This window comes from Nocardia sp. NPDC055002, assembly GCF_053608825.1.
Genome location: NZ_JBSGWE010000001.1, coordinates 958,102 through 981,524, shown reverse-complemented (window position 1 = coordinate 981,524; position 23,423 = coordinate 958,102). Strand labels below are relative to the sequence as shown.

Genomic DNA, 23,423 nt, shown 5'->3' with positions numbered 1-23,423 from the left:
CGTGTCGTGTTTCGAGCGGGAAACATGATGTCGGACAGCAAGATCCGTGTCGCGATTGTTACGTGTGCTGCTAATGTGTGCGGGTCGCTGGAATCGGGGCGTGTGAATCGGGTATCCGAAATCACCCCGCGGTGGACAGCGAATGCCTCGGCGGGCCGGCCGGCGAGGGCCACCGGCAACAGCGCCGTGTGGTCGAGGACGACGAAAGATCTGATGAACTCAGGAATTGCGGTGCTGTTGCTCGTCATCGGTGCGCCGCTGTTACTGCTCGCGGTCGCGGTCAGTGTCATGGCCATGCGGAACGAGCGCCGACAGCGGCAGCGCGCCGACGCCGCCATCCGGGAACGCCTCGCCTGCGAGAACGCCTTGATGCAGCTGGCGCAGGGCACCCTGCCCGCGATCACCGCCGCGGTGCGCCGCCACGAGATCCCCTCGGTCGCGGTGGATCTGCCGGTGGAACTGGGTGATTCGCAGTTCGGCCAGGCGCTGCAGTGGATCGCCACGGGTCATGCCGAAGACCTGCGCGTGGTCGCCGAGGAAACCAGGGTGATGGTCGAGCGCTACGGCGAGCAACGTCGCCTCGGTGAGATCCAGGCCGCCCAGGAACAGACCCGCGGTGAGCTCTCGGCATCCTCGCGGGCGGCCACCAGCGCAGCGGTGCGCTCCTTCGGCACCTCGGTGGTGAGTCTGGGCACCGACCTCGGCCAAGTCGTCAGTGCCGCACTGCGTGAACATCGCGACGACGCCATCTACGAAACGCTCACCCGGATCGACCACACCGTGCAGCAGATGATCCGGCAGGCGCAGTCCTATGTGATCGTCTCCGGCGGTCTGCCCGGTCGCCGGTGGCCACAGCAGTCGCTCACCGATGTGGCGGGCGGGGCCACCGGGCGGGTCAGGGAATTCCTGCGGGTACGGGCGGCGCAATCGGACCGGATCGTGATCAGTCGCGCGGTCGAACCGCTCGTGCACACCATGGCGACCCTGCTCGACAACGCGCTGCGCTACTCACCGCCGTCGTCGTTCGTCGAGATCGGTTTCCAGGAGGGCCATCACGGCGTCACCGTGATCATCGACGACGCGGGCATGCGGATGAGCCCCGAGCAGCTCGAGGACGCGCGACTGGTGCTCAGCGGCGAACGCGCGGTCGACATCCACGATCTCGGTCCCGCGCCGAAGGTCGGCTTCCCCGGCATCGCGGCACTGGCCCGGCGCTACGGATTCTCCGTGCACGTCGACGGGCCCAACATCTTCGGTGGCATGCGGGCCATGGTGTATGTACCGTCGGCGCTGCTGGTGAGCGGCGACGCCCCGCGGCTGCCCGAGCCCGAACTCGCCGCGCCCGCACACATTCCCGTGCCGGTCGCCGAGATCGAATCGCCCGGCGCCGACGTTCACGAGATCACCAGCGGCGGGCTGCCCAAGCGCCGCCGCAGACCGGTTGCCCCGGATTCGGCGGGGGTAACGACCGAGTCGGGGCACGCGCGTCCCGACCTCGCCGCTGCCTGGCGCAGCGGATCCCGCAGCGGTCGTGCCGCTGCGGCCGAGCGAACCACGGAAGGAACAGCCGATGAGCACACCGGTAGCCGATAGCACCAACCGATTGGCGTGGCTGCTCGAGGATCTCGAGATCCCCGGCGTCCGCTTCGCGGTCCTGCTGTCCGAGGACGGGCTGCGCATCGCCCACTCCCGTGGCGTGAGCAAAGACGACGCCGAACGGTTCGCCGCGGCGGCCTCCGGCCTGCGCTCGCTCGGCAAGGCGCTCGGTGAGTTCTGCGGCGGCCCGTCGAACGCGGTGCGCCAGAACATGACCGAGTACGACGAGGGCATGATCATGATCACCGCGGCCGGTGCGGGCGCGCTGCTCGGCGTCGCCACCACCGCCGATGTCGATGTCGCGCTGGTGGCGCATCGGATGAACGAACTGGCCTCGCGCGTGGGTCACGAGATCGGCAGCGCGCCCCGCCTAGGCGGGAGGAATTGAGCCGCGGCAGGCGCGATCCCGACCTGGTGCGGTCCTATGTGCGCACCGGCGGGCGGGTGCGTGCCGCTCATGATCTGGACCTGGTGACCCTGGTCCGTGCCGTCGAGGACGCGCGGCCCGATCACCGCCCCGACGAACGTCGCCTGCTGGCTCTCACCAGCCGCCGCGGCGCGTTGTCGATCGCCGAGCTGTCGGCCTATCTCGACCTGCCCGCCTCCGTCGTGAAGATCATCGTCTCCGATCTGCTCGACAGTGGTCATCTGCACTGCCCCACCCCGGCACAGGTGAAGCCGGAACTCGCACTGATCAAGGAGGTGCTGCATGGTCTCCGCGCCATCGCGGGATGAGGTCGACTACGTCGCGGAAACCGTGACACGGTCGGTGAAGATCCTGGTCGCAGGCAATTTCGGTGTCGGCAAGACCACCTTCGTGTGCGGGGTGTCCGAGATCAGGCCACTGCGCACGGAAGAGACGATCACCGAGGCCAGTATCGGTGTCGACGACATGGCGGGCCTGGGCAGCAAGGTGTCGACCACGGTCGCACTGGATTTCGGCCGCATCACCCTGAATCCCCAACTGGCGCTGTACCTGTTCGGTACGCCGGGCCAGGAACGGTTCGCCCCGCTGTGGGAGGAACTGGCTCGGGGCGCTCTCGGCGCACTGGTGCTCGTCGACACCCGCCGTATCGAGAAGGCCGACGACGTGCTCTCGGCGCTGGAACAGCGCGGCGTGCCGTACGCGGTGGCGGTGAACGAGTTCGAAGGATTCCGGCGCTACCCGCTCGAGGAGGTGCGCGAGGCGCTCGACCTCGCGCCCGGGACCCCGGTGATCGCGCTCGACGCACGTCGCCGTGATCAGGGCTTGCGCGCACTGATCACGTTGGCGGAATACCTCTTTCGCAGACAGGAATCAACAACGTCATGACGGTCGATATCGCCGCCGACGAACGGGTGGCGATGTGGGCACCCGAATTCGCCGCCGACCCACAGGCGGCCTACCAGCGGATGCGGCGCCGGTTCGGCTCGGTGGTGCCGGTGGAGTTGTCGCCGGGCATCCGGGCCACGCTGGTGATCGGCTATCACACCGCCGTGCGCATCCTCAACGATCCGGAGCACTTCCCGGCCGACCCCCGGATGTGGCAGCGCGACATCCCGCTGGACTGCCCGGTGCTGCCGATGCTGCAGTTCCGCCCGGCCGCGCTGCGCACCACCGGCGCCGAGCACACCCGATACCGGCAGGCCAATGTCGCCGGGATCGCCGGGGTGGATCTGTACGCGATGCACAGCACCGTCGAACAGTTCGCCATCCCGCTGATCAACAGCTTCTGCGCGACCGGGACCGCGGACTTGTTGAGCCAGTACGCGTTTCCGCTGGTGTTCCAGGCACTGAACTCGATGCTCGGGTGCACGCCCGAGATCGGGCAGCAGGTCGCCACCGGGATGGCGCAGATCTTCGAAGGCGACGACGCCGAAACGGGCAACAACCTGCTCGCCTCCGCACTGGCCGATCTGGTGGGGTTGCGCCAGCGCGAACCCGGTGACGACGTCGCCACCCGCCTGCTCCAGCACCCGGCGGCGCTGACCGACGAGGAAATGGTGCACCAGCTGCTGGTGCTCTACGGCGCGGGCATCGAGCCGATGCTGAACCTGGTGGTCAACACCTTGCGGCTGATGCTCACCGACGACCGGTTCGCCGGAAATGTGCTCGGCGGCAGCCTGTCCACGCGCGACGCGCTCGACGAAGTGCTGTTCACCGACCCGCCGCTGGCCAACTTCTGCATGACCTACCCGCGTCAGCCGATCCTGGTCGACGACACCTGGCTGCCCGCACACGAACCGGTCGTCATCAGCATGTCGGCCTGCAACAACGATCCGGCCATCGCCGGGCGCGATGTCGTCGACAACCGGGCGCACCTGGCCTGGAGCGCGGGGCCGCACGGGTGTCCGGCCAAGCCGGTGGCGTACCTGATCGTGCAGGACGCGATCGACCAATTGCTCGACGCGCTCCCGGAATTGACCTTGGCGGTGCCTGTCGAGGACCTGGTGTGGCGGCCCGGCCCGTTCCATCGGTCGCTCGCGGCGTTGCCCGTGAGTTTCCCGAAGACACCGCCGCTGCCGATGCCCTGAGATCGGACCGCACGCAGCGCCGGCCGCCACACCCTCCGCGAGATTCAGGCGATCTCGGCGGGCGCTGTCAGTGCGGCCTGCATGGCCACGCCGTCGACGTAGGTGTGCTTCGCCTTGACCGCGCCGTCCTCGACGGTCACCATGTCCGCGATATCCACATCGACGGCGCCACCGGTGACCGAGGTGCCGGACAGCTTCCATCGCACCACCCAGAAGTCGTCGCCGACGCGCAGGTCGACCTGGGTGAAGGTGAGATCGGGGACGAGGGCGAAGGTCTCCGCCGCGGCGGTGCGGATCTCGGTCCGCCCGTGCGCGGGTGCGCCACCCGAGTGGAGGTGGAAGACCGAATCGGGCGTGTGGAGCGCGGCGATTCGGTCGGGGTCGCGCTCGGCCCAGCAGGCGTGATAGCGCTCGAACAGATCCTTGGTGGCATCGGACATAGTCCCCAAGCCCTTCCAATATACAAACAGGATGACTGTATGTTCCCGAATCCGGTGTGGCCGGTCAAGGGGCGAACGGCCTCGGATCTGCCGCGACCCTCGTCCTGCCCTAGACTTCGACGTCGCCATGAATCCTGATCGCCGGACCCAAGCCGAACGCTCGGCCTCGACGCGTGCCGCGGTGATCCGTGCCGGACGAGAGTTGTTCGGGCAGTTCGGGTACGGGGCGGTGAGCACGATCGCGGTGGCCGAGGCGGCCGGGGTCAGTCGCGGCGCGCTCTATCACCAGTTCGGGGAGAAGCGGGATCTGTTCGAGGCGGTGTTCGAGGATCTCGAGCGCAGCCTGGTCGAGGTGATCGCCACCGCCGTGGCCGAGGCGCGTGCCGAGGATCCGATCGCGAGCCTGATCGTGGGCTGCCTGGCGTGGTTGCAGGCCTCGACCGCGACCGAGGTGCGCCGGATCGCGCTGCTCGACGCGCCCGCGGTGCTCGGGTGGGCCCGGTGGCGCGAGATCGAGCTGCGCCACACCATCGGCCTGGTGGAGAACGCGATGGCCGGTGCCATGGCCGCCGGCCGGATCAGGAAGCAGCCGGTGCGGCCGCTGGCGCTGGTGGTGGTCGGTGCGCTGGACGAGGCGGCGCAGTACCTGGCGCATTCGGCGGACGCGGGGGATATCGTCGCTGTCCGCGCGGTGATCGAGCAGCTCATTTCCGGCCTCGCCGTCGACCAGGGCAGGTAGTTCGCAGGAACAGTAGGTTAGGCTTGCCTAATGACGACTGGGACTGTGCATCGACCGGCCATGGTCTACGCGCCGCTGACGGTTCGGCGCGCGGTAAAGCTGACGCCGCGGATGGTGCGGGTCACCCTCGGCTGCCACGACCCGGCTGCCTTCATCGACGCCGGACCCGACCAGTACACGAAACTCTTCTTCCCGCTCCCGGGCAGGCCGCGCCCCGTCGTGCCACCGCCACTGGACGACTCGGGCAGCGTGATGAGCTGGTATCAGCGCTATCTCGCGATGCCCGACGAGATCCGCCCGCCGATGCGGACCTATACGGTCCGCGCGCAGCGGCCCGAACTCGGCGAGCTCGACATCGACTTCGCCCTGCACGCCGAGCACGCGGGTCCCGCCTCGGACTGGGCGTCGACCGCGGCGCCGGGCGACGAGATCGGCTTGCTCTGCCCGCCGCACGCGCTCTACACCCCGCCCGCCGACCCCGGGTGGCAGCTGCTCGTCGGTGACGAGACCGCCGTTCCGGCGATCGGCGCGATCATCGAACGCCTCGACGTGGGTGCGCCGGTGCGGGCGTTCATCGAGGTCGACGGCCCGGCCGACGAACAGGGCTTCGAGACCCGCGGCGATGTGCGGATCGAGTGGGTGCATCGCGGCGATCGCCCGCACGGGAGCGCGGTGGTCGACGCGGTCCGCGCCGCCGAGCTCCCCACGGGCGTGCCCTACGCGTGGATCTCCGGTGAGGCCGAGCTGGTGAGACTCACCCGGCGCAATCTGGTCCGTGACCGTGGTGTCGACAGGCGCGCGATCACCTTCACCGGCTACTGGCGTCAGGGCCGTACCGAGGAGGACAACGGCCGAGAAGGTGCGCCGCGCCGCCGCCGGTGAGCCGCTGGTCGTCGACGAGGACTGACATACGTCGTCCCACCGCCCATCTATTACGCCACTAATAGTTATTGCACTAACTGTTAGTGGCGTAATAGTGTGTGGGCTAAGAAAGGTGGTGGACGATGCAGGAGCTCGACGACCCGTTGCGGCTCGACCGGCAGGTGTGCTTCGCCCTGGCGGTGGCCAATCGATCGGTGCTGGCGGTCTACCGGCCCCTGCTCGAACCGCTCGGCCTGACACATCCACAGTATCTGGTGATGCTGGCCCTCTGGGGTGAGGCGCCGATGTCGGTGAAGGCCGTGGCCGAGGCGATCCAGCTCGACTCCGCGACACTGTCACCGCTGCTCAAGCGACTCGAATCCGCCGGTCTCATCACCCGCCGTCGCGATCCGCACGACGAGCGCACGCTGCACATCGACCTCACCGAGGCGGGCCGTGACCTGCGTGAACAAGCCGAGCAGATCCCGCCCGCCGTCGTGGCACGCCTCGGCGTGAGCCTGGCGGACCTGGAAGAACTGCGCGATGTCCTCGGCCGGGTGAACGCGGCCGCGCGACGCGCATCCGATGTGAGGGAGCAGTAATGAGCAACTCGACCCCGAATCTCTGGCAGCGCGTTCGCTACATCACCGGCGGCACCCTGCCGCCCTCGATGTCGGACTGGGTGCTCGCCGACCTCACCGGCCCCGGCGCGACCCGCCGATACCTGATGCGCTTCCTGCTGCCGGTGCTGCCGGTGCTGTGCCTGTTCTTGCTGGTGCCGGGCCCGCTGTGGATAGGGCTGTCGATGATGGCGCTGCTGTACCTGCCGCTGGTCTACTTCACCGTGGCGTTGGTCTACGTGTACCGGCGGCACCGCCTGGTCAGCCATGGCTTCGATCCCGAGTTGGCGAACGAGGCCGAACGCCGGCGGACCGAAGCCGAGCGCGTTGCCTACGAGAGTCGCCACCACCGCGGCTGAGCTGAGCTGCAACGGATCGAGGACGCGCCGACCGGCTGGGGAGTCAGCCCGCACGCAGGGTGGGCCCGACGAATCGTTCGACCAGGTGACGTTCCGCCGTGGCGTCGGACAGCGGCCAGGTGAGCAGCGACAACACGACGCGCACGACCCAGCCCGCGGCCTCGTCGTCGGGGGCGATCCGGGTCAGCGCGGTCGCGATGTGACCGAGTTCCGGTGCGGCGGCGAGAAATTCGTCGGTGTCGGGGGATCGGTGCTGGATCAGCCACTGGCGCAGCACCGGGTCGGCGCGGATCGCGGCGACGGCGGCCAGGATCGCTTCGACGGGTCGTCGGCCGGGCGGGACCGAGTCGACGGCCGCCTCCACGCGCGCGACGACGGAGCCCGCTGCCCTGACCATCACGGCGCGTATCAGTCGTGGTTTGCCGCCGACGCAGCGATACAGCGTCGCGCGCGAGCACCCCGCGGCCGCGGCGATGTCGTCGGCGGTGACGTTGTCGATGCCACGTTCGAGGAACAGTGCGAGTGCGGCGCGTTCGATGCGGTCGACCGCGAGGGTGCGTCGATCACCGCCGGCCAGCCAGTCGACTTGGTCGCTCACCGGGAACCTCCAACCATGTCTGTCTCAGAGTGAGATGTTCGATGGAATCTGTCTAGCCGAATCTGGCCAGGCTGAGGGTGTTTTCGACGAAGTACGCGGCGGATTTCCGGGCAACGCGGTCACCGGTCTGTCTCATCGCGAGACAGTCGTTGACCGCATGCCTCTCCGCGGTACACGGTGAGCGCCGACAGCCCGACCAGGAAAGGCGGCAGCCGTGACCACGGACCTCGAAGCGATCGACCTGTTCGATGCGGCGGTGCTCGACGACCCCTACCGGATGTATCGCGCCCTGCGCGAACAAGCGCCGGTCTACCGGGTACCCGGCACCGATTTCTTCCTCGTCGCCTCGTGGGCCGAGGTCACCGAGGCGACCGGGCGCCCAGCGGAGTTCTCCTCGCATCTGACCGGCGTGCTCGTCGCCCAGCCGGGGGCGACGCCGATGACCTTCGACCTCGACGCGACCGGCCGAGCGGTCCATGTGCTCGCCACCGCCGACGGTGACGTCCATGCCGCCCACCGCGGCATCGTCGGACCGGCGCTGGCCAAACGGGTTCGCACGCTCGGCCCGTTCGTCACCGCACTGACCGAACGGCTGTGGGCGGAAGAACTCGACGGCGATCGGATCGACTGGGCCACCGGGGTCGCCGATCGGTTGCCGCTGGCGCTGATCGCCGAACTCGTCGGTCTGCCGGGGGCCGATGTCCCGGCACTGCTCTCGCTGGCCTACGACTCCACCGAGATGCTGGGCGGTGTCGTCGCCGAGGGCCGGATGACCGAGCTGATCACCTCCGCGGCCGAGCTCGCCCACTACGCGTACGTGGCGATCGGCAATGCGAAAGACCGAGTGCCCGATCGAGATTCGCCGCGAACTCTGCTCGAGGTGCTCGTCGCCGCGATGGATGCGGGCACGATCGACGAGCAGCAGGCGGTCTTGATCCTGGTGCAGCTGATCGGTGCGGGCGGGGAGTCGACCGCGGGTCTGATCGCCTCGGCGGCGCGACTGCTCGCCGCCGACCTCACACTGCAGACCCGTCTGCGGGAACGCCCCGAGCTCATCCCGGCGTTTCTCGACGAGGCACTGCGCCTCGAGTCACCCTTTCGTGGCCACCACCGCCACGTCACGGTCGATACTCAGCTCGGCGGCGTCGACCTGCCCGCGGGCAGCCACCTGCTGCTGCTGTGGGGTGCCGCCAATCGCGATCCCGCCGTCTACCCGGATCCGGATGTCGTCGATCTGGACCGGCGGCGTGGACGTGCCAATGCGGCGTTCGGTGCGGGTGCACATTTCTGCATCGGGTCCGCCCTGGCCCGGCTGGAAGCGACCGCCGCGATCACCCTGCTGCTCGAACGCACCGAACGGTTCGAGCTGATCGAGGAGGAACCGCCACGCTGGGTGCCCAGCCTGTTCGCCCGTCGCCACGCGACTCTTCCGCTGCGCGTCACCCAGCGCTGAACGCGGTTCGGCGCGGACGAGGCCGGGTCCTCGGCACGGTGTGGCACGGTGTCGGGGTGCGTTCCTGTCTGTTCCTGCCCGCCTGCCTGCTCGCGGCGACAGCGTTGTTCGCCGGCTGCGCGTCCACCACCACGGATGCGCACCCGGCGACGCCGACCGCGACGGCCGCTTCCTCGGAGAGTGCCGTGCCGCCGACTTCACCCGCCGTGAATCACACGGTCGTCCTCGATCCCGGCCACAACGGTGGCAATGCCACCCATCTCGCGCAGATCAACGCGCCGGTGCACGATGGGCGCGGTGGAACGAAGGCCTGCAACACCACCGGGACCTCGGCCGCCAGTGGCTATACCGAGCACGAGTTCACCTGGGACGTCACCCTGCGGGTGCGCGACCTGCTCGCCGCCCACGGTGTTCGGGTGATCCTCACGCGCGCCGACGACACCGGCGTCGGACCGTGTGTCGACGAGCGCGCCTCGATCGCGAACGAGTCGGGCGCCGACGCGGTGGTCTCGATCCATGCCGACGGCAACACCGGCGCGGACGCGCACGGATTTCACATCGCCTACGCCGAACCCGCGCTGAATCCGGTGCAGGCCGAGGCGGGGACGCGACTGGCGAGGGCGCTGCGTGATGCGATGATCGCCGGTGGCGCGGTGCCCTCGACCTATGTGGGGTCGGCGGGACTGGATCCACGGGCGGATCTGGCCGGGCTCAACCTGGCCGAGCGACCGAGCGCGCTGGTCGAATGCGGGAACATGCGCTCGGCGATCGACGCCGCGCTCATCGAGACCCCGGAGGGCCGGGCCCGCTACGCCGAACTCGTCACCGCCGGAATCCTCGCGTTCCTCGGCTGATTCGAGCGCCCGCCCGCCTATTTCGGAGGAGTCGCGCAAAGTTCGCCAGGCTCCCTGCTGTGGGTGCCCGCCCTCGAACAGTAAGACGGCTTGTTGCCGACATTGCTACCTATCTACAACCGATGGCAAATCTGTACACCTCGCACAGCTGCGAGATTAACCAGCTGTTTGCTTCGGGTGGATACCGGTTGGTTCCAAACGTGGATGTTCGCTGTATTCGCACAGCTGGGAAATGATCCGCGAATACCGGTCGGTAGCAGTATTTTTCGCTACCGGGACGGTTGACGGATGATCTTCGTCACCCTAATCTTCGGAATCACAGTTCGATATCGAAGTGTTCAGTGTCATCGCTCGAAATGTTTCCCGGACGGCAAGCCGGCCCCTGCCGTCCTCCGCGTGCGTTTCCAAGGAGTATTGATAGTGAGAAGTCGAATCCTGTTCTTCGCCGGAGCAATGGCATTGGCGCCCATCGTCACCGCGTTGGTGCCCGCCGGGAGCGCCACCGCGCACGGTTGGATCACCGGACCCGCGAGCAGACAGGAGCAATGCGCCCGTGGCCTCGTGCCCTGCGGCGCGGTGAAATACGAACCGCAGAGTGTGGAAGGACCGAAGGGGCTCACCACCTGTAGTGCGAACAAATATCCTGAGCTCGATGACGACAGCCTCGGCTGGGTGCCGCAGAAAGTCTCCGGCAGTGCGCGTTTCACATGGAAGAATACCGCGAATCACCGCACGCTGAATTGGGAATACTTCATCGGCGACACCAGAATTGCTGTGTTCGACGGTCGGAACGAACAGCCGGCCATGGAGGTGACCCATACCGTCGATGTGTCGAATTATTCCGGCCGTCAGAAATTGCGCGCGGTCTGGAATATCGGTGATACCGCAGCGGCCTTCTACAGTTGCGTCGATCTCGAGGTGAGCGGCGGGGGCGGCACACCGCCGACTACGACCACCCCGAAACCCACCACTTCCCAGCCGGCCACCAGCACCCCGGCCCCGACGACCACGAAACCCCCGGCCACGACCACAAAACCCCCGGCCACGACCACCCCCAGGCACGAGCACCCCACAACCACGGCCGCCCCAGGCGGATCGTCCTGGCGTCTGGGCGCCACCTATGCCATCGGCGACAAGGTCACCTATCAGGGTGCCACCTATAACTGCAGGCAAGCGCACACCGTGCACGACCCGAATTGGACGCCACCGAACACTCCCGCGCTCTGGTCGCGGCTGTAGCCGGCGCGACGAGGTCGGCGAAACGGTTCGTGTGTTCTCCCACCATCGGTCCCGCGATGGGGTGAGGATGGGGACCGACTCGCCGGCCTCGCGTTCGGTCGGCCCCGCAGCACAAGGACGTGAGAAATATGAGTGACAGGAAATTCGCCATCACCGTTGCTGCCCTCGGGACGGCGATGCTGGCCGCGACCCTCGGCGCACCCACCGCCTCGGCCGGAGTTTCGCAATTGACGGTGAAACCCAACCTCAGCGTCGGCTCGGCAACCGACTACGGCACCGGATGCACCCATCAATTGCTGGCCAGGCTCAGTGTCGGCATCATTCCTGTCGCCTTCTACGACAACGGCGCGCTGCTGGCCGTGGTCGCTCCGACCGACGGCGTCGCCATGTTCAACTGGGTGCCGTCCTACACCGGCGCCCACACGATGACCGCCGTCCAGGACGGCATCGCCAGCAGCGCGAATGTGACAGTCGGCCGGGGCTTCCGCTTCGGGGAATCCTGCGTGGTCACCGGCGGCTGACCCCACGACAACACTGTGGCCCGGTTCGTACGAACCGGGCCACAGTCGTCGTTTCGCTACTTCGACGCGAGTTTCTTGTCGTCACCCTTCTTGCTCGCGGCCTTCTTGGCGGGTTTCTTCGCCGCCTTCTTCGTCGCGGACGCGGGCGCCGAACCATCGGTGTCGGGCGAACCTGCCGGGTTCACCGCGGTGACGACCAGGGCGTCGTCGGCGGTGTCGACCTTCACCGTGCCGCCGGGGTCGAGACCGCCGTCGAGGAGCAGTCGCGAGACCCGGTTGTCGAGCTCCTTCTGCACGGTGCGACGCAACGGCCGCGCACCGAATTCGGGCTGGAAACCGCGCTCGCCCAACCAGTCCACCGCGGACTGACTGATCTCGAGTTCGATGTCCTGGGCGGCGAGCATGCGCCGGGTGCGATCCAGGATCAGTTCGACGATCTGTTCCAGCTGCTCCTTGTCCAGGCGATGGAACACGATCTGCTCGTCGATCCGGTTGAGGAACTCGGGCCGGAAGTGCTGGCGCAGTAGCTCTTCGAGCTGCGGCACGATCGAGTCGAGGTCGCCGGGTGGTGCCTCGAGGATCACGTGCGACCCGATGTTGGACGTCATGATCACGATCGTGTTCTTGAAATCGACTGTGCGGCCCTTGGAATCGGTGACGCGCCCGTCGTCGAGCAATTGCAGCAGCACATTGAACACATCGGGATGCGCCTTCTCGACCTCGTCGAACAGGATCACCGAATACGGCTGACGCCGCACCTTGTCGGTGAGCTGCGCGGCATCGTCGTAGCCGACGTATCCGGGCGGGGCGCCGACCAGTCGCGAGACCGTGTGCTTCTCCTGGAACTCGCTCATGTCGAACCGGATCAGGCGATCCTCGTCGCCGAAGACCGCTTCCGCGAGGGCCTTGGCGAGCTCGGTCTTGCCGACACCGGTGGGGCCGAGGAACAGGAACGACCCGATCGGCCGGTTCGGGTCCTTGAGTCCGGCCCTCGCTCTGCGCACCGCCTCGGCGATCGCCACGATCGCCTCGTTCTGCCCGATCACCCGCTTGTGCAGGACGTCTTCGAGCTGGAGCAGGCGCTGCTTCTCCTCGGCGGTCAGATCGGCCACCGGAATACCGGTGCGCTTGGAGATCACCTCGGCGATGTCGACGACATCGACGATCGGCTCCGAGGACGTCGCACCGGACTCCTCCAGCTCCTCCTCGGCGGCGGCGATGTCGGCCTTGAGAGCCTTGGCCTTCTCGTAGTCCTCGTTGTCGACCGCGGCGTCCTTCTCCCGGTACAGCCGCGCGATCGCCTCGTCCCTGGCCTTCACCGCCGGGTCGGGGGTGCCCGAACGGAGCCGGACCCGGGCGCCCGCCTGGTCGATCAGATCGATCGCCTTGTCGGGCATGAACCGGTCGGTGATGTAGCGATCCGACAGCTGCGCGGCCGCGACCAGCGACTCGTCGGAGTAGCGCACCTGATGGTGCTCCTCGTACACGTCGGCCAGCCCGCGCAGGATTTCGATGGTGTCCTCCACCGAGGGCTCCGAGACCATCACCGGCTGGAACCGGCGTTCCAGCGCGGCGTCCTTCTCGATGTATTTGCGGTACTCATCGATGGTTGTCGCGCCGACGACGTGCAGATCGCCGCGGGCCAGCGCGGGCTTGAGCAGGTTGCCCGCGTCCATCGAGCCCTCGCCACCGCCGCCGGCCCCGACGATGGTGTGCAGCTCGTCGATGAAGATGATCAGCTCGTCCTTGTGCGCGCGGACCTCGTCGAGGATCTTGGTCAGCCGCTCCTCGAATTCGCCGCGGTACTTGCTCCCGGCCACGAGCGAGCCGACGTCGAGCGCGATGACGCGGCGGTCGGCGAGGGTGACCGGCACGTCCCCGTTGACGATGCGCTGGGCCAGCCCCTCCACGATCGCGGTCTTACCGACACCGGGATCACCGATCAGCACCGGGTTGTTCTTGCGCCGCCGCGACAGGATCTCGATGGTCTGCTCGATCTCCTCCGCGCGGCCGACAACCGGGTCGATCAGGCCCTCGCGGGCCTCGGCGGTGAGATCGCGGCCGTACTCGTCCAGCGTGGGCGTGTCCGATTCCGGTTGCTGCCGCTTCGACGGCGCGGTCGCCTTCGGGGTTCCGGGCGCGGGTACGCCACCGCTCTGGGTGGCCGCGATGCCGGCGACCAGCGCCTGCGCGGCGACGCTGTCGGGGAGCGAGGCGATGCCGAGCAAGATGTGTTCCGGGCCGATGTAGCTGCTGCCGGATTGGGCCGCCTGGCGCTGGGCGGCGCGCAGCGCGACCTTGGTGGCAGGGCTGAGCGTGATGTCGGCGAGGTCGTCCTCGCTGGGCCTGCCGGTGTCGAGGTAGTCCTCCATCTGCTCGGCGACCTGATCGGGATCCAGGCTGAGCTCGGCGACGATGCTGCGCCCGGGTTCTGCTTCGGTGGCCGCGTACAGCAGGTGTTCGGGAGTGATTTCGGGGTTGCCCCATTCCTGGGCCGCCTCGCGCGCGGTACCGACCAGCAACTTCGCGTTGTCGGTCATCAACCTGCCCAGATCGATGCGTTGTACCGGTGGCTTCGAGGACATTCCGGAACCGAAGAACCGCTGGAAGATGTCGTCGAAAGGATCCCGAGAACTCGGCCAATTTGCTGTCATGCCCACACCTCTTCGCTCGTCGCGCCGTGTGTCACGGCGACTCATGCAGATCGGGTCGGTACTGCCAGCAATACTTCGGCATCCTCGAAGGGTGTGCAAGGGATTGGACAGTTTCACATCGGCGATGTCGGCAGGTGTGGCGCACAAACCAAAATCCGGCCGAAACGCTCCCGAACCACCGGTTTTGTCTGATTCTTGATGGCAGGGCGCCGCAGCCGGGTAGCGTGGCGACCCGCGAGGTGGTATCGGCCGCAGCGCCCATTTTTGCCCGCCGACCAGCTGGGTCGAACAGGCCGACGGGAAGTAGAGCACGGAGTTTGGTCAACGACGTCATCGATGTCAGCGCGGATTTCACGATCGCGCGTCAAGCGTTGTGGGATGTACTGCTCGATCCCCAGAGCTACCCACGCATGTTCACCGGGATCGGCAGTTGCGAACCGGTGGAACGCCCCGACGGCGCGGTCCACTGGCAGGTGCGGGTCGGTTCGGCGAGCGGCGGTATCCGCACGCACGAGTTCATTCTCGTGATCGGCCGCTGGTACGAGAGTTTCGAACTGCGCAGCCCGGTCCTCGGCAGTTTCGCCGCGATCCGCTTGCGTGGCGATCAGCAGCGCACGCGCCTCGATATCACCCTGTTCGCGACCGCGCGGATCCATCCCTTGCTCGAGCAGGGCGGCAACTCGCTGGTCACCGACTGGGTGAAGGCGGGGCTACGCCGTACCGCCGACTCGATCGCGGGCACCCGTTCCTCGGTGGTGGTCAACGCCGAACGCTCGATGGTGCGTCGCAATGCGGGGGTGGCGCGCAGCATCGCGGCCACCGGCCTGATGCGGCCCGAGCCGATGTCGATCGTGAGACAGCTTCGCTCCCTGTCGAAGTGGGGCTTCAACCTGGCCGGTGGCTACGCGGCGGGCGCGGCGTACGAACCCGATCGGCTCGCGCTGATCGATGCGGGCGGTCATCGCACCTTCGCCGAGGTCGACGCCAGGTCCACCGCGCTGGCCGCCGCGATGCACTCGATCGGTCTGCGCAAGGGTGACGCCATCGGCCTGCTGGCGCGCAACCACGCGGGGATGGTCGAAACCATGGTGGCCGCGGGCAAACTCGGCGTCGACGTGGCGCTGCTCAACGCGGGATTGTCGGGGCGGCGGATCGAGGAGATCGTGCAGCGCCACCGGCTGAGCGCCGTCTTCGTCGACGGCGCGCTGGAAACGCTGATCCGCTACCTGCACAGCGAGGTACCGCGCTACACCACCGACAATTGTCCGCCCGACCCCGACCGCACCACGATCGACGACCTGATCACGCAGGCGCACACCGACTTCCCGGTGCCGGCCCATCCCGGCAGGCTGATCGTGCTCACCTCCGGCACCAGCGGTTCGCCCAAGGGCGCGCGCCGCCCGCACGCCAAGGGGTTCGGCACCATCGCCGCGCTGCTCTCGCGGATCCCGCTGCGGGTGGAGGAGGTCATGCTCATTCCCGCGCCGCTGTTCCACACCTGGGGTCTGGCCGGGTTGCAGCTGAGCACCGCGTTGCGCGCCACCGTGGTGTTGTCGGACGGTTTCGATGCGATGGACTGCCTGCGCGCGGTCGCCGAACACCGGATCACCACGTTGATCGTGGTTCCGACGATGGTGGAACGTCTGCTCGAGGTGCCCGACGAGGTCCGTGCGGGCTTGGATCTGTCGAGCCTGCGGTTCGTGGTCAGCTGTGGTGCGCCGCTGGCCGGCGCCACCGTGCTGCGATTCTTGGACAGCTACGGTGACGTGCTCTACAACGTGTACGGCTCGACCGAGGTCTCGTGGGCCAGCGTCGCCACCCCCGACGACCTGCGGGTTTCGCCCACGACAGCGGGTCGCCCGCCGCTGGGTACCCGGGTCGCGGTGCTCGGTCCCGACCTGCGGCCGGTGCCGGTCGGCTCCACCGGACACATCTTCGTCGCCAATCACATGCTCTTCGACGGATACGTCAACTCCGCGCCGCCGGAGGAGGCCGACGGCATGCTCGACACCGGCGACCTCGGTTATCTCGACGCCGGGGGACGGCTGTTCGTGGCGGGCCGCGACGACGAGATGATCATCTCCGGTGGCGAGAACGTCTTCCCGCGACCGGTCGAGGAGGCACTCGCCCACCTGCCGCAGATCAGCGAAGTCGCCGTGGTCGGCGTCCCCGACCGGGAGTTCGGTCAGCGGCTGGCCGCGTTCGTGGTGAAACGCGAAGGGGCGGGACTGGATTCGGACATGGTGCGGACCTACATCCGCAACCGGCTGAGTCGATTCTCGGTCCCGCGTGATGTCACGTTCCTGAGCGCGCTGCCACGCGGGGAGACCGGCAAGATCCTCAAGCGGGTGCTCGTACCCGGGTCAGCGCTGAGCGAGTAGCAAGCGCACCGCACGCTCGATCGTGGCCGATGCCTGCTCGCCCGACAGTCCGCGCCGGTCCTGCAGGTGGTGGCGCGTCGGCCAGGCCAGGGCGCCGTCGACCAGATCGAGCAGCTCGTCGTCGAGTTCGCCGTCGGGGCGCGACAGTTCGGGTGCGAACAGCGCGGCCAGCACGGCGCGGATGCGTTCGTCGGTGCGCCGCATCCGTGCGTCGATCGCGTCGATCGATCGAGATTCCTGCAGACCGGGCAGCCGGGGCACGCGCTGCAGGTCGAAGATCGCGGCGCTCTGCGCGACCGCGACCGTGATCCGCTCGGCCAGGGCAGGCGAGGGGTCCGGAACGACCAGGCACCCCTCGACCATCTCGGACTGGCGCTCCGTCGCGGCCACCAGCAACGCTTCCCGGTCGGGAAAGTGCACGAAGACACTGCGTTCGGAGGTGCCCGCTCTGGCGGCGATCTCGCGCGCGGTCGGTGCGAAATCGCCCGCGGTCACCGCGGCGAGCAGTCCGTCGATGATCGCCTCGCGCGTTTTCGCCGGATCGCGCCGCCGCCGCGGCGCGCGCGCCTGCCCCGCGCCCGCCGCGGCGTCCTGCTCCGATCTCATCGACCCATCACAGCACAGTTGTCTGTCGGCCTACTTGCTCGGCTCCGGCGCGGTCCGGTTCATCACCGAGTGCTTGCGCGAATAGGCGAAGTACACGATCAGACCGACGACCAGCCAGCCGAGGAAGCGCACCCAGGTCTCCCACGGCAGCGACCAGATCAGGTAGGCCGAGAAGCCGATCCCGACCAGCGGGATCACCGGCATCAGCGGCAACCGGAACGATCGCGGAGCGTCGGGCCTGGTGCGCCGCAACACGATCACCGAGACGCACACCACGATGAAGGCCATCAGAATGCCGATGTTGGTGAGCTCGGCGACGGTGTTGATCGGCAGCACGCCGGCCAGGATCGCCGCGCCGAAGCCGACGATCCAGGTGACCCTGGTCGGGACCTTGCGGGTGGGGTGGGTCTTGGCGAACCAGATCGGCAGCAGCCCGTCGCGGCTCATCGCGAACCAGACCCGGGTGACGCCGAGCATGAAGGTGAGCACCACGGTGATGATGCCGACGATCGCGCCGACCGCGATGATGTTGGCGACGCCCGGCATCCCGACCGATTCGAACGCGGTGGAGAAACCGCTGGTCGGGCTGATCTCGGTGTACTTCTGCATACCGGTGAGCACGAGTGTGGCCAGCACGTAGAGCACCATCGCGATCGCCAGGGAGTAGATGATCGCCTTGGGCAGGTGCTTGCGACCGTCGATGGATTCCTCGGCGGCGGTACTCATCGCGTCATAGCCGAACACGGCGAAGAACACCGTCGCCGCACCGGTCCACACCGCACCGGTGCCGAACGGGAAGTACGGCTCGTAGTTGGCGCTGTCGATATGGAACACCCCGAGCACCACGATGAGCACGACCAGGGCGACCTTGATGCCGACCGCGACCGTCTCGAACCGGCCCACACTGCCGATGCCGCGCGAGAGCACCCACGCGGTGCCGAGGCAGAACAGCACCGCGAACAGGTCGACCACCCGGCCGTCCCCGGTATCGGGCGCGCCGAGCATCCACTCCGGCAGGGTCAGCCCGATTTGATCGAGCAGGAACCCGAAATAGCCCGACACGCCGATCGCGACCACCGCCGCCACCGCGATGTACTCGAGCAGCAGATCCCAGCCGATGAACCAGCCGGCGAGTTCACCGAGGGAGACGTAGCCGTAGGTGTAGGCCGAGCCCGCTTTCGGGACCATGCCCGCGAATTCGGCGTAGCACAGCGCTGCCGCGGCACTGGCGACACCGGCGATCAGGAACGAGATCAGCACCGCCGGACCGGTGACCGAGTGCGCGACCGAGCCCGCCAGCGTGAAGATGCCCGCGCCGATGATGCCGCCGACGCCGATCGCGGTGAGCTGCCAGAGCCCGAGTGATTTGGCGAGGCGCTCGTCGCTCGGGATCTCGTCCTCGACCTCGATCAATGGTTTGCGGCGCAACATCTGGGTGCGCAGCTCTGCGAAAGACATTCGCGTTTCCTTCCATCGGCGCACACCGCCGCGTCACGGTGGGCTCATCCGAGTACACCGCCACGCGCAACCGCGGGCGTCGAGAGTGAATAATGTTCAGCGGCGATGATCGTTCGGCACAGCCGGTCATCTTCCGCGCGTGCCGACCAGTGCGCGCAGGAAGAACCCGAGGTTGGCAGGCCTTTCGGCCAGCCTGCGCATGAAGTACCCGTACCACTGGTCACCGTAGGGGACATACACGCGCACATGGTTGCCCGCGGCGGCGAGTCGCTGCTGTTCGTCGGCGCGAATGCCGTACAGCATCTGGTACTCGTACTCCTCGGTCTTGCGCTGCGCCGACTGCACGCCCACCCCGGCCGCAGTGATCACGGCCGGGTCGTGCGAGGCGATCATCGGATAGCCCGCGCCCGCGGTGAGGATGCCGAGGCACCGCATATAGGACGCGTCGACCTCGGCCTTGTCGCGGAAGGCGACCGACTCGGGTTCGTCATAGGCGCCCTTGCACAGCCTGATTCGCGAGCCCGGGCCCGCCATCGCGCGGCAATCGTCCTCGGTGCGGCGCAGATACGCCTGCAACACCGTGCCCAGCCAGGGGTAGTCCGCGCGGAGTTCGCGCACGATCGACAGCGTCGAATCAGTGGTGGTGTGGTCTTCGGCATCGACGGTGACCCAGATCCCCGCGGCCTCGGCGGCGGCGCAGATCTGGCGGGCGTGCTCGCGGGCGATGGCGTGACCGTCGCCCGGCACGGCCTGCCCGAGCGCGGACAGTTTCACCGACACCTCCAGTGGCCGAACAGCTCCCGTGGCCACCTCGGCCTGGGGGAGTGCGCCGAGCGCGGCGATCAAGGTCCGGTACTGCGCGACGGTCGCCTCGGCGCCGGCCAGGTCGGTGGTGTCCTCGCCCAGGTAGTCGATGCTGACGAAACGTCCTGAGCGCAACAATGATTCGGTGGCCCGCACCGCCTGCTCGGTGCTGGTGCCCGCCACGAAGCGGGCCACCACCGCCCGGCTGATCGGCAGCCGGGTGATGGTGCGCTCCAGTCGGGGTGACCGCGCGGCGGCGAGCATGGTCGAACGCAGCAGAGCAGACATCAGCCGACCTCCGGTGCCTGGTGGGGGTAGCGGTGCTCGGTGGGCGGAACGAAGGTCTCCTTGATCGTGCGCGCGGAGGTCCAGCGCAGCAGGTTCTGCTGGGAACCGGCCTTGTCGTTGGTGCCGGACGCGCGTCCACCGCCGAAGGGCTGCTGGCCCACGACCGCCCCCGACGGTTTGTCGTTGATGTAGAAGTTGCCCGCGGCGAAGGTGAGCCGGTCGGTGGCCTCGGTGATCGCGGTGCGGTCCTGGGCGATGACCGAGCCGGTGAGCCCGTACGGGCTGCCGCTGTCGACGAGGTCCATCGCGTCGGCGAAGGCGGTCGGGGTGCTGTCGTCGTAGACGTGCACCGCCAGAATCGGGCCGAAGTACTCGGTGCCGAAGACCTCGTCGGTCGGATCGTCACCGACCACGATGGTCGGGTCGACGAACCAGCCGACACTGTCATCGCTGTGTCCGCCGGCCACCACGGTCAGGCCCGGCGTGGCCTTGGCGCGTTCGAGCGCGGCGGTGTTGCGGTCGAAGGCGCGTCGATCGATCAGCGCCCCACCGAAATTGGTGAAATCGGTGACATCGCCATAGCGCAGGTTCGATGTCCGTTCGATCAGGTCCTCCGACATCGTCGCCCACACCGAACGCGGGATGAAGGCTCGCGAAGCGGCCGAGCACTTCTGGCCCTGATAGTCGAACGCGCCGCGTACCAGCGCGGTGGTGAGTACCGCCGGATCGGCCGACGGGTGCGCGAGCACGAAGTCCTTGCCGCCGGTCTCGCCGACCAGCCGCGGATAAGTTCGGTAGCCGTCCAAACGCTGCGCGACTTCGCGCCACAGGTGCTGGAAGGTGGCCGTCGACCCGGTGAAGTGCACGCCGGCCAGTCGTGGGTCGGCCAGCACGACATCGGAGATCACCGGGCCCGGCCCGTTGACCAGGTTGATCACTCCGGGCGGCAGCCCGGCCGCCTCGAGCAATCGCATCGTCAGATAGGCCGCCACGGCCTGGCTCCTGGCCGGCTTCCACACCACCGTGTTGCCCATCAGCGCGGGCGCGGTGGGGAGATTGCCGGCGATCGCGCTGAAGTTGAACGGTGTCACCGCGTAGACGAACCCCTCGAGCGAGCGGTACTGCATCCGATTCCACACCCCCGGCGAGGAGATCGGCTGCCCGGCCAGGATCTCGCGGGCGAACGAGACATTGAACCGCCAGAAGTCGATCAGCTCGCACGGTGCGTCGATCTCGGCCTGGTAGGCGGACTTGGACTGCCCGAGCATCGTCGCGGCCGCGATCTTCTCCCGCCACGGCCCGGAGAGCAGGTCGGCGGCACGCAGGAAGATCGCGGCTCGATCGTCGAACGGCATCGCCTGCCAGGCGGGCGCCGCGGCACAGGCGGCTTCGACCGCGGCGGCGGTTTCGGCGGTGCTCGCGTCGTGCAGGGTGCCGAGGACGGCGGCGTGACGATGCGGTTGGACCACGTCGTGGGACGGGCCGTCGCCGGGCAGATGGCGACCGCCGATCACGTGGCTGATCTCGGTGGGGGAGGCGGACAACTCGGCGAGCGCGGTCTGGAGGCGGTGGCGTTCCGGGGTGCCCGGAGCGAAGGTGCCGACAGGTTCGTTGACCGGTGGCGGGGTGGTCGCGATGGCGTCCATGAGTGCGGCTCCTGCGTCGTGTGGGATAGCGGGATGTGACGTAGTCAACACCGATCGGCAGCAGTCATAATCATCTGATCGGATGAATATCCGAGCTTGTCTTTGTCCGATCGACCAAACCGGAGGTGCCCGATGCCCGACGGGGCCACCACGCTGCGGGGGCTGCTCGCCGCGCTCGACCATGCCGTCGCGACCCTCGTCGACGCCCCCACGGGCGAGGAGGTCGCGGTGCGAACGGTCGCGTTGGCCGAGCCTGCTGACCTGCCCGAACACCTCGACGCCGAGGGCGCCCTGCCCGAGGTGTACTTGCTGGTCGGCGTCGACGTCGACGCGACCGAGCGCTGGTTGCGCGAAGTCGGCGACCGCGACCCCGCGCAGCGGCCACGTGTGCTCATGACCAAGAGCGCCAACGACTCGCCCGCGGTGCGCGCCGCCGCCCACACCGCGGGCGTCGCGCTGGTGCACGTGCACCGGCAGGCGCGCTGGGATCAGGTGTTCTCCCTGATCCGGCGGATGCTGGCCCGTTCACCCGGTCAGCGCGCCGCCTCCGACGAACACGACCTGCTCGCCCCCGACACCGACCTGTTCGGGCTGGCCCAGGTGCTGGCCAGGGAAACCGGCGGCATGGTCTCGATCGAGGACCCCCAATCGCACGTCCTGGCCTACTCGGCCTCGGACGCCTCGGCCGATCAGCTGCGCATCCAGTCCATCCTCGGCCGGGAAGGCCCGAGCGACTACCTGCGGATCCTGCGGGAGTGGGGCGTGTTCGACCGGGTGCGGCGCGGTGACGAGGTCGTCGACGTCCCCGAACATCCCGAGCTCGATATCCGCCGCCGACTCGTCGTCGGCATCCGGCGGGGCGCCGACGGCGCGCAAGCCAGAATGCTCGGGACCATCTGGTTGCAGCAGGGCGCGGGGCCCCTGCGACCCGACGCGGCACAGGTGTTGCGCGGCGCGTCGGCGGTGGCGGCCAGGATCATCGCGCGACGGCTGGACGCGCCGTCGACCGAGGCACTGCTCGTGCGCCGGTTGTTCGGCGCGCACGGTGACGGCGTCGACGTGCCCTCGGTCGCCGCCGCGCTGAACCTGCCGACGACCGGTCCCGCCGCGGTGATCGGTTTCGCACCGATCGGCCCGGCCGCGGGACTGGCCGCGTCGAGTGGCTTGATCCGGTTGCACGCCAGCGCTTTCCGCGACGATTCGGTGACCGAGTCGATCGGCGAGCGGGTCTATGTGCTGTTGCCGGCCTACCATTCCGAGCGCGGCGTCGGCTCGTGGGTGCGCAAGCTGGTTACCCAGCTCGAGCAGACGCGCGAACTGATCGTGCGGGCCGCGATCGCCGCACCGGTCGCCGGGCTCACCGCGGTCGCGGGGGCGCGCGCCGAGGTCGACCGGGTGCTGGACAGCCCGGTCGCCGACCCCACGGGTGGCCGGGTCGCCACGCTGGCCGATGCCAGGACCGCGGTGCTGCTGGCCGAGATCATGGAGCTGATCCGCGAGCGCCCGCGCCTGCACGATCCGCGCCTGGCAGACCTCGACGCCTACGATCGAACGCACGCCGCTGACCTGCGGGTATCGGTTCAGGCCTATCTGCGCGCGCACGGTGAGGTGCGCGCCGCCGCGGTTGCGTTGCGCGTGCATCCGAACACGCTGCGCTACCGGCTACGACGAGTGGAGGCCATCCTCGGCATCGATATGACCGACCCCGAGGACCGGTTGCTGCTCGATATTCAGCTGGCCGCGCTGCCCGGTACGGCGATTGCTCAGAAGTAACACAGGTATTGCAGTTAGT

The 23,423-nt window shown here is 68.2% G+C and carries 22 protein-coding genes; 15 read left to right on the top strand and 7 right to left on the bottom strand.

All coding sequences use genetic code 11. The features are described 5' to 3' along the window. Positions 1-213: 213 nt before the first annotated feature. From ACWF99_RS04610 to ACWF99_RS04590, 5 genes are read left to right on the top strand one after another with little or no spacing between them, the layout of a single operon-like run. Positions 214-1,593 (top strand): sensor histidine kinase, encoded by a 1,380-nt coding sequence (locus ACWF99_RS04610; protein ID WP_378631029.1) that lies wholly within the window; start codon positions 214-216, stop codon positions 1,591-1,593. Continuing rightward, positions 1,571-1,984 carry a roadblock/LC7 domain-containing protein gene (locus ACWF99_RS04605; protein WP_378631030.1) on the top strand — a complete coding sequence of 138 codons (414 nt, stop codon included), beginning with the start codon at positions 1,571-1,573 and terminating at the stop codon, positions 1,982-1,984. Before ACWF99_RS04610 ends, ACWF99_RS04605 begins: the two co-directional genes overlap by 23 nt. After that, positions 1,981-2,331, top strand: a complete 351-nt coding sequence (locus ACWF99_RS04600) for a DUF742 domain-containing protein (protein ID WP_056817094.1) — start codon at positions 1,981-1,983, stop codon at positions 2,329-2,331. The genes ACWF99_RS04605 and ACWF99_RS04600 overlap by 4 nt, the downstream gene beginning before the upstream one ends. Continuing rightward, a complete protein-coding gene (locus ACWF99_RS04595; RefSeq protein ID WP_452534672.1) occupies positions 2,306-2,908 on the top strand; it encodes a GTP-binding protein in 603 nt (200 codons plus the stop codon). Before ACWF99_RS04600 ends, ACWF99_RS04595 begins: the two co-directional genes overlap by 26 nt. Next, on the top strand, positions 2,905-4,110 hold the full coding sequence (locus tag ACWF99_RS04590; protein WP_452534671.1) for a cytochrome P450: 1,206 nt from the start codon (positions 2,905-2,907) through the stop codon (positions 4,108-4,110). Before ACWF99_RS04595 ends, ACWF99_RS04590 begins: the two co-directional genes overlap by 4 nt. A gap of 44 nt (positions 4,111-4,154) precedes the next feature. Here the strand turns inward: ACWF99_RS04590 and ACWF99_RS04585 are convergent, their stop codons facing one another. After that, positions 4,155-4,550: a nuclear transport factor 2 family protein gene (locus ACWF99_RS04585; protein WP_452535314.1), complete on the bottom strand. Its 396-nt coding sequence runs from the start codon at positions 4,548-4,550 to the stop codon at positions 4,155-4,157. A 127-nt stretch (positions 4,551-4,677) separates the two neighbouring features. On the opposite strand from ACWF99_RS04585, the gene ACWF99_RS04580 reads away from it, so the two are divergent. The 4 genes from ACWF99_RS04580 to ACWF99_RS04565 all read left to right on the top strand — a co-directional run bounded on the left by ACWF99_RS04580 (position 4,678) and on the right by ACWF99_RS04565 (position 7,129). Continuing rightward, positions 4,678-5,289, top strand: coding sequence for a TetR/AcrR family transcriptional regulator (locus ACWF99_RS04580; RefSeq protein ID WP_378631037.1), 612 nt, complete (start codon positions 4,678-4,680; stop codon positions 5,287-5,289). A gap of 30 nt (positions 5,290-5,319) precedes the next feature. Continuing rightward, the gene (locus ACWF99_RS04575; protein ID WP_452534669.1) at positions 5,320-6,171 is read left to right on the top strand and encodes a siderophore-interacting protein; all 852 of its coding nucleotides are present in this window, start codon (positions 5,320-5,322) and stop codon (positions 6,169-6,171) included. A 122-nt stretch (positions 6,172-6,293) separates the two neighbouring features. Then, a complete protein-coding gene (locus ACWF99_RS04570; RefSeq protein ID WP_378631040.1) occupies positions 6,294-6,752 on the top strand; it encodes a MarR family winged helix-turn-helix transcriptional regulator in 459 nt (152 codons plus the stop codon). Then, positions 6,752-7,129, top strand: coding sequence for a DUF5313 family protein (locus ACWF99_RS04565; protein WP_378631042.1), 378 nt, complete (start codon positions 6,752-6,754; stop codon positions 7,127-7,129). The genes ACWF99_RS04570 and ACWF99_RS04565 overlap by 1 nt, the downstream gene beginning before the upstream one ends. Positions 7,130-7,172: 43 nt before the next feature. Here the strand turns inward: ACWF99_RS04565 and ACWF99_RS04560 are convergent, their stop codons facing one another. Continuing rightward, positions 7,173-7,727: a TetR/AcrR family transcriptional regulator gene (locus tag ACWF99_RS04560; protein WP_452534666.1), complete on the bottom strand. Its 555-nt coding sequence runs from the start codon at positions 7,725-7,727 to the stop codon at positions 7,173-7,175. Positions 7,728-7,941: 214 nt separating this feature from the next. Between ACWF99_RS04560 and ACWF99_RS04555 the strand changes: the two genes are divergently transcribed. The 4 genes from ACWF99_RS04555 to ACWF99_RS04540 all read left to right on the top strand — a co-directional run bounded on the left by ACWF99_RS04555 (position 7,942) and on the right by ACWF99_RS04540 (position 11,794). Continuing rightward, positions 7,942-9,180, top strand: coding sequence for a cytochrome P450 (locus ACWF99_RS04555; protein ID WP_452534665.1), 1,239 nt, complete (start codon positions 7,942-7,944; stop codon positions 9,178-9,180). A 56-nt stretch (positions 9,181-9,236) separates the two neighbouring features. Beyond that, a complete protein-coding gene (locus ACWF99_RS04550) occupies positions 9,237-10,034 on the top strand; it encodes an N-acetylmuramoyl-L-alanine amidase (RefSeq protein ID WP_452534663.1) in 798 nt (265 codons plus the stop codon). A 288-nt stretch (positions 10,035-10,322) separates the two neighbouring features. Beyond that, complete coding sequence (locus tag ACWF99_RS04545) at positions 10,323-11,273, top strand: carbohydrate-binding protein (protein WP_452534661.1); 951 nt, start codon at positions 10,323-10,325, stop codon at positions 11,271-11,273. Between the two features lie 128 nt (positions 11,274-11,401). Then, positions 11,402-11,794, top strand: a complete 393-nt coding sequence (locus ACWF99_RS04540; protein ID WP_378631050.1) for a hypothetical protein — start codon at positions 11,402-11,404, stop codon at positions 11,792-11,794. A gap of 56 nt (positions 11,795-11,850) precedes the next feature. Here the strand turns inward: ACWF99_RS04540 and ACWF99_RS04535 are convergent, their stop codons facing one another. Continuing rightward, the gene (locus ACWF99_RS04535) at positions 11,851-14,448 is read right to left on the bottom strand and encodes an ATP-dependent Clp protease ATP-binding subunit (protein WP_452534660.1); all 2,598 of its coding nucleotides are present in this window, start codon (positions 14,446-14,448) and stop codon (positions 11,851-11,853) included. A 317-nt stretch (positions 14,449-14,765) separates the two neighbouring features. Between ACWF99_RS04535 and ACWF99_RS04530 the strand changes: the two genes are divergently transcribed. Beyond that, a complete protein-coding gene (locus ACWF99_RS04530; RefSeq protein WP_452534658.1) occupies positions 14,766-16,829 on the top strand; it encodes an AMP-binding protein in 2,064 nt (687 codons plus the stop codon). Here the strand turns inward: ACWF99_RS04530 and ACWF99_RS04525 are convergent. The 4 genes from ACWF99_RS04525 to pruA all read right to left on the bottom strand — a co-directional run bounded on the left by ACWF99_RS04525 (position 16,812) and on the right by pruA (position 21,631). After that, complete coding sequence (locus ACWF99_RS04525; protein WP_378631054.1) at positions 16,812-17,435, bottom strand: TetR/AcrR family transcriptional regulator; 624 nt, start codon at positions 17,433-17,435, stop codon at positions 16,812-16,814. The genes ACWF99_RS04530 and ACWF99_RS04525 overlap by 18 nt on opposite strands. 30 nt (positions 17,436-17,465) lie before the next feature. Beyond that, a complete protein-coding gene (locus ACWF99_RS04520; protein ID WP_378631056.1) occupies positions 17,466-18,893 on the bottom strand; it encodes an amino acid permease in 1,428 nt (475 codons plus the stop codon). A gap of 126 nt (positions 18,894-19,019) precedes the next feature. Continuing rightward, positions 19,020-19,985 (bottom strand): proline dehydrogenase family protein, encoded by a 966-nt coding sequence (locus tag ACWF99_RS04515; RefSeq protein WP_452534656.1) that lies wholly within the window; start codon positions 19,983-19,985, stop codon positions 19,020-19,022. After that, positions 19,985-21,631 carry an L-glutamate gamma-semialdehyde dehydrogenase gene (pruA, locus tag ACWF99_RS04510; protein WP_452534654.1) on the bottom strand — a complete coding sequence of 549 codons (1,647 nt, stop codon included), beginning with the start codon at positions 21,629-21,631 and terminating at the stop codon, positions 19,985-19,987. Before pruA ends, ACWF99_RS04515 begins: the two co-directional genes overlap by 1 nt. A 132-nt stretch (positions 21,632-21,763) precedes the next feature. Between pruA and ACWF99_RS04505 the strand changes: the two genes are divergently transcribed. Further along, positions 21,764-23,404, top strand: a complete 1,641-nt coding sequence (locus ACWF99_RS04505) for a PucR family transcriptional regulator (RefSeq protein WP_452534653.1) — start codon at positions 21,764-21,766, stop codon at positions 23,402-23,404. Positions 23,405-23,423: the final 19 nt, after the last annotated feature.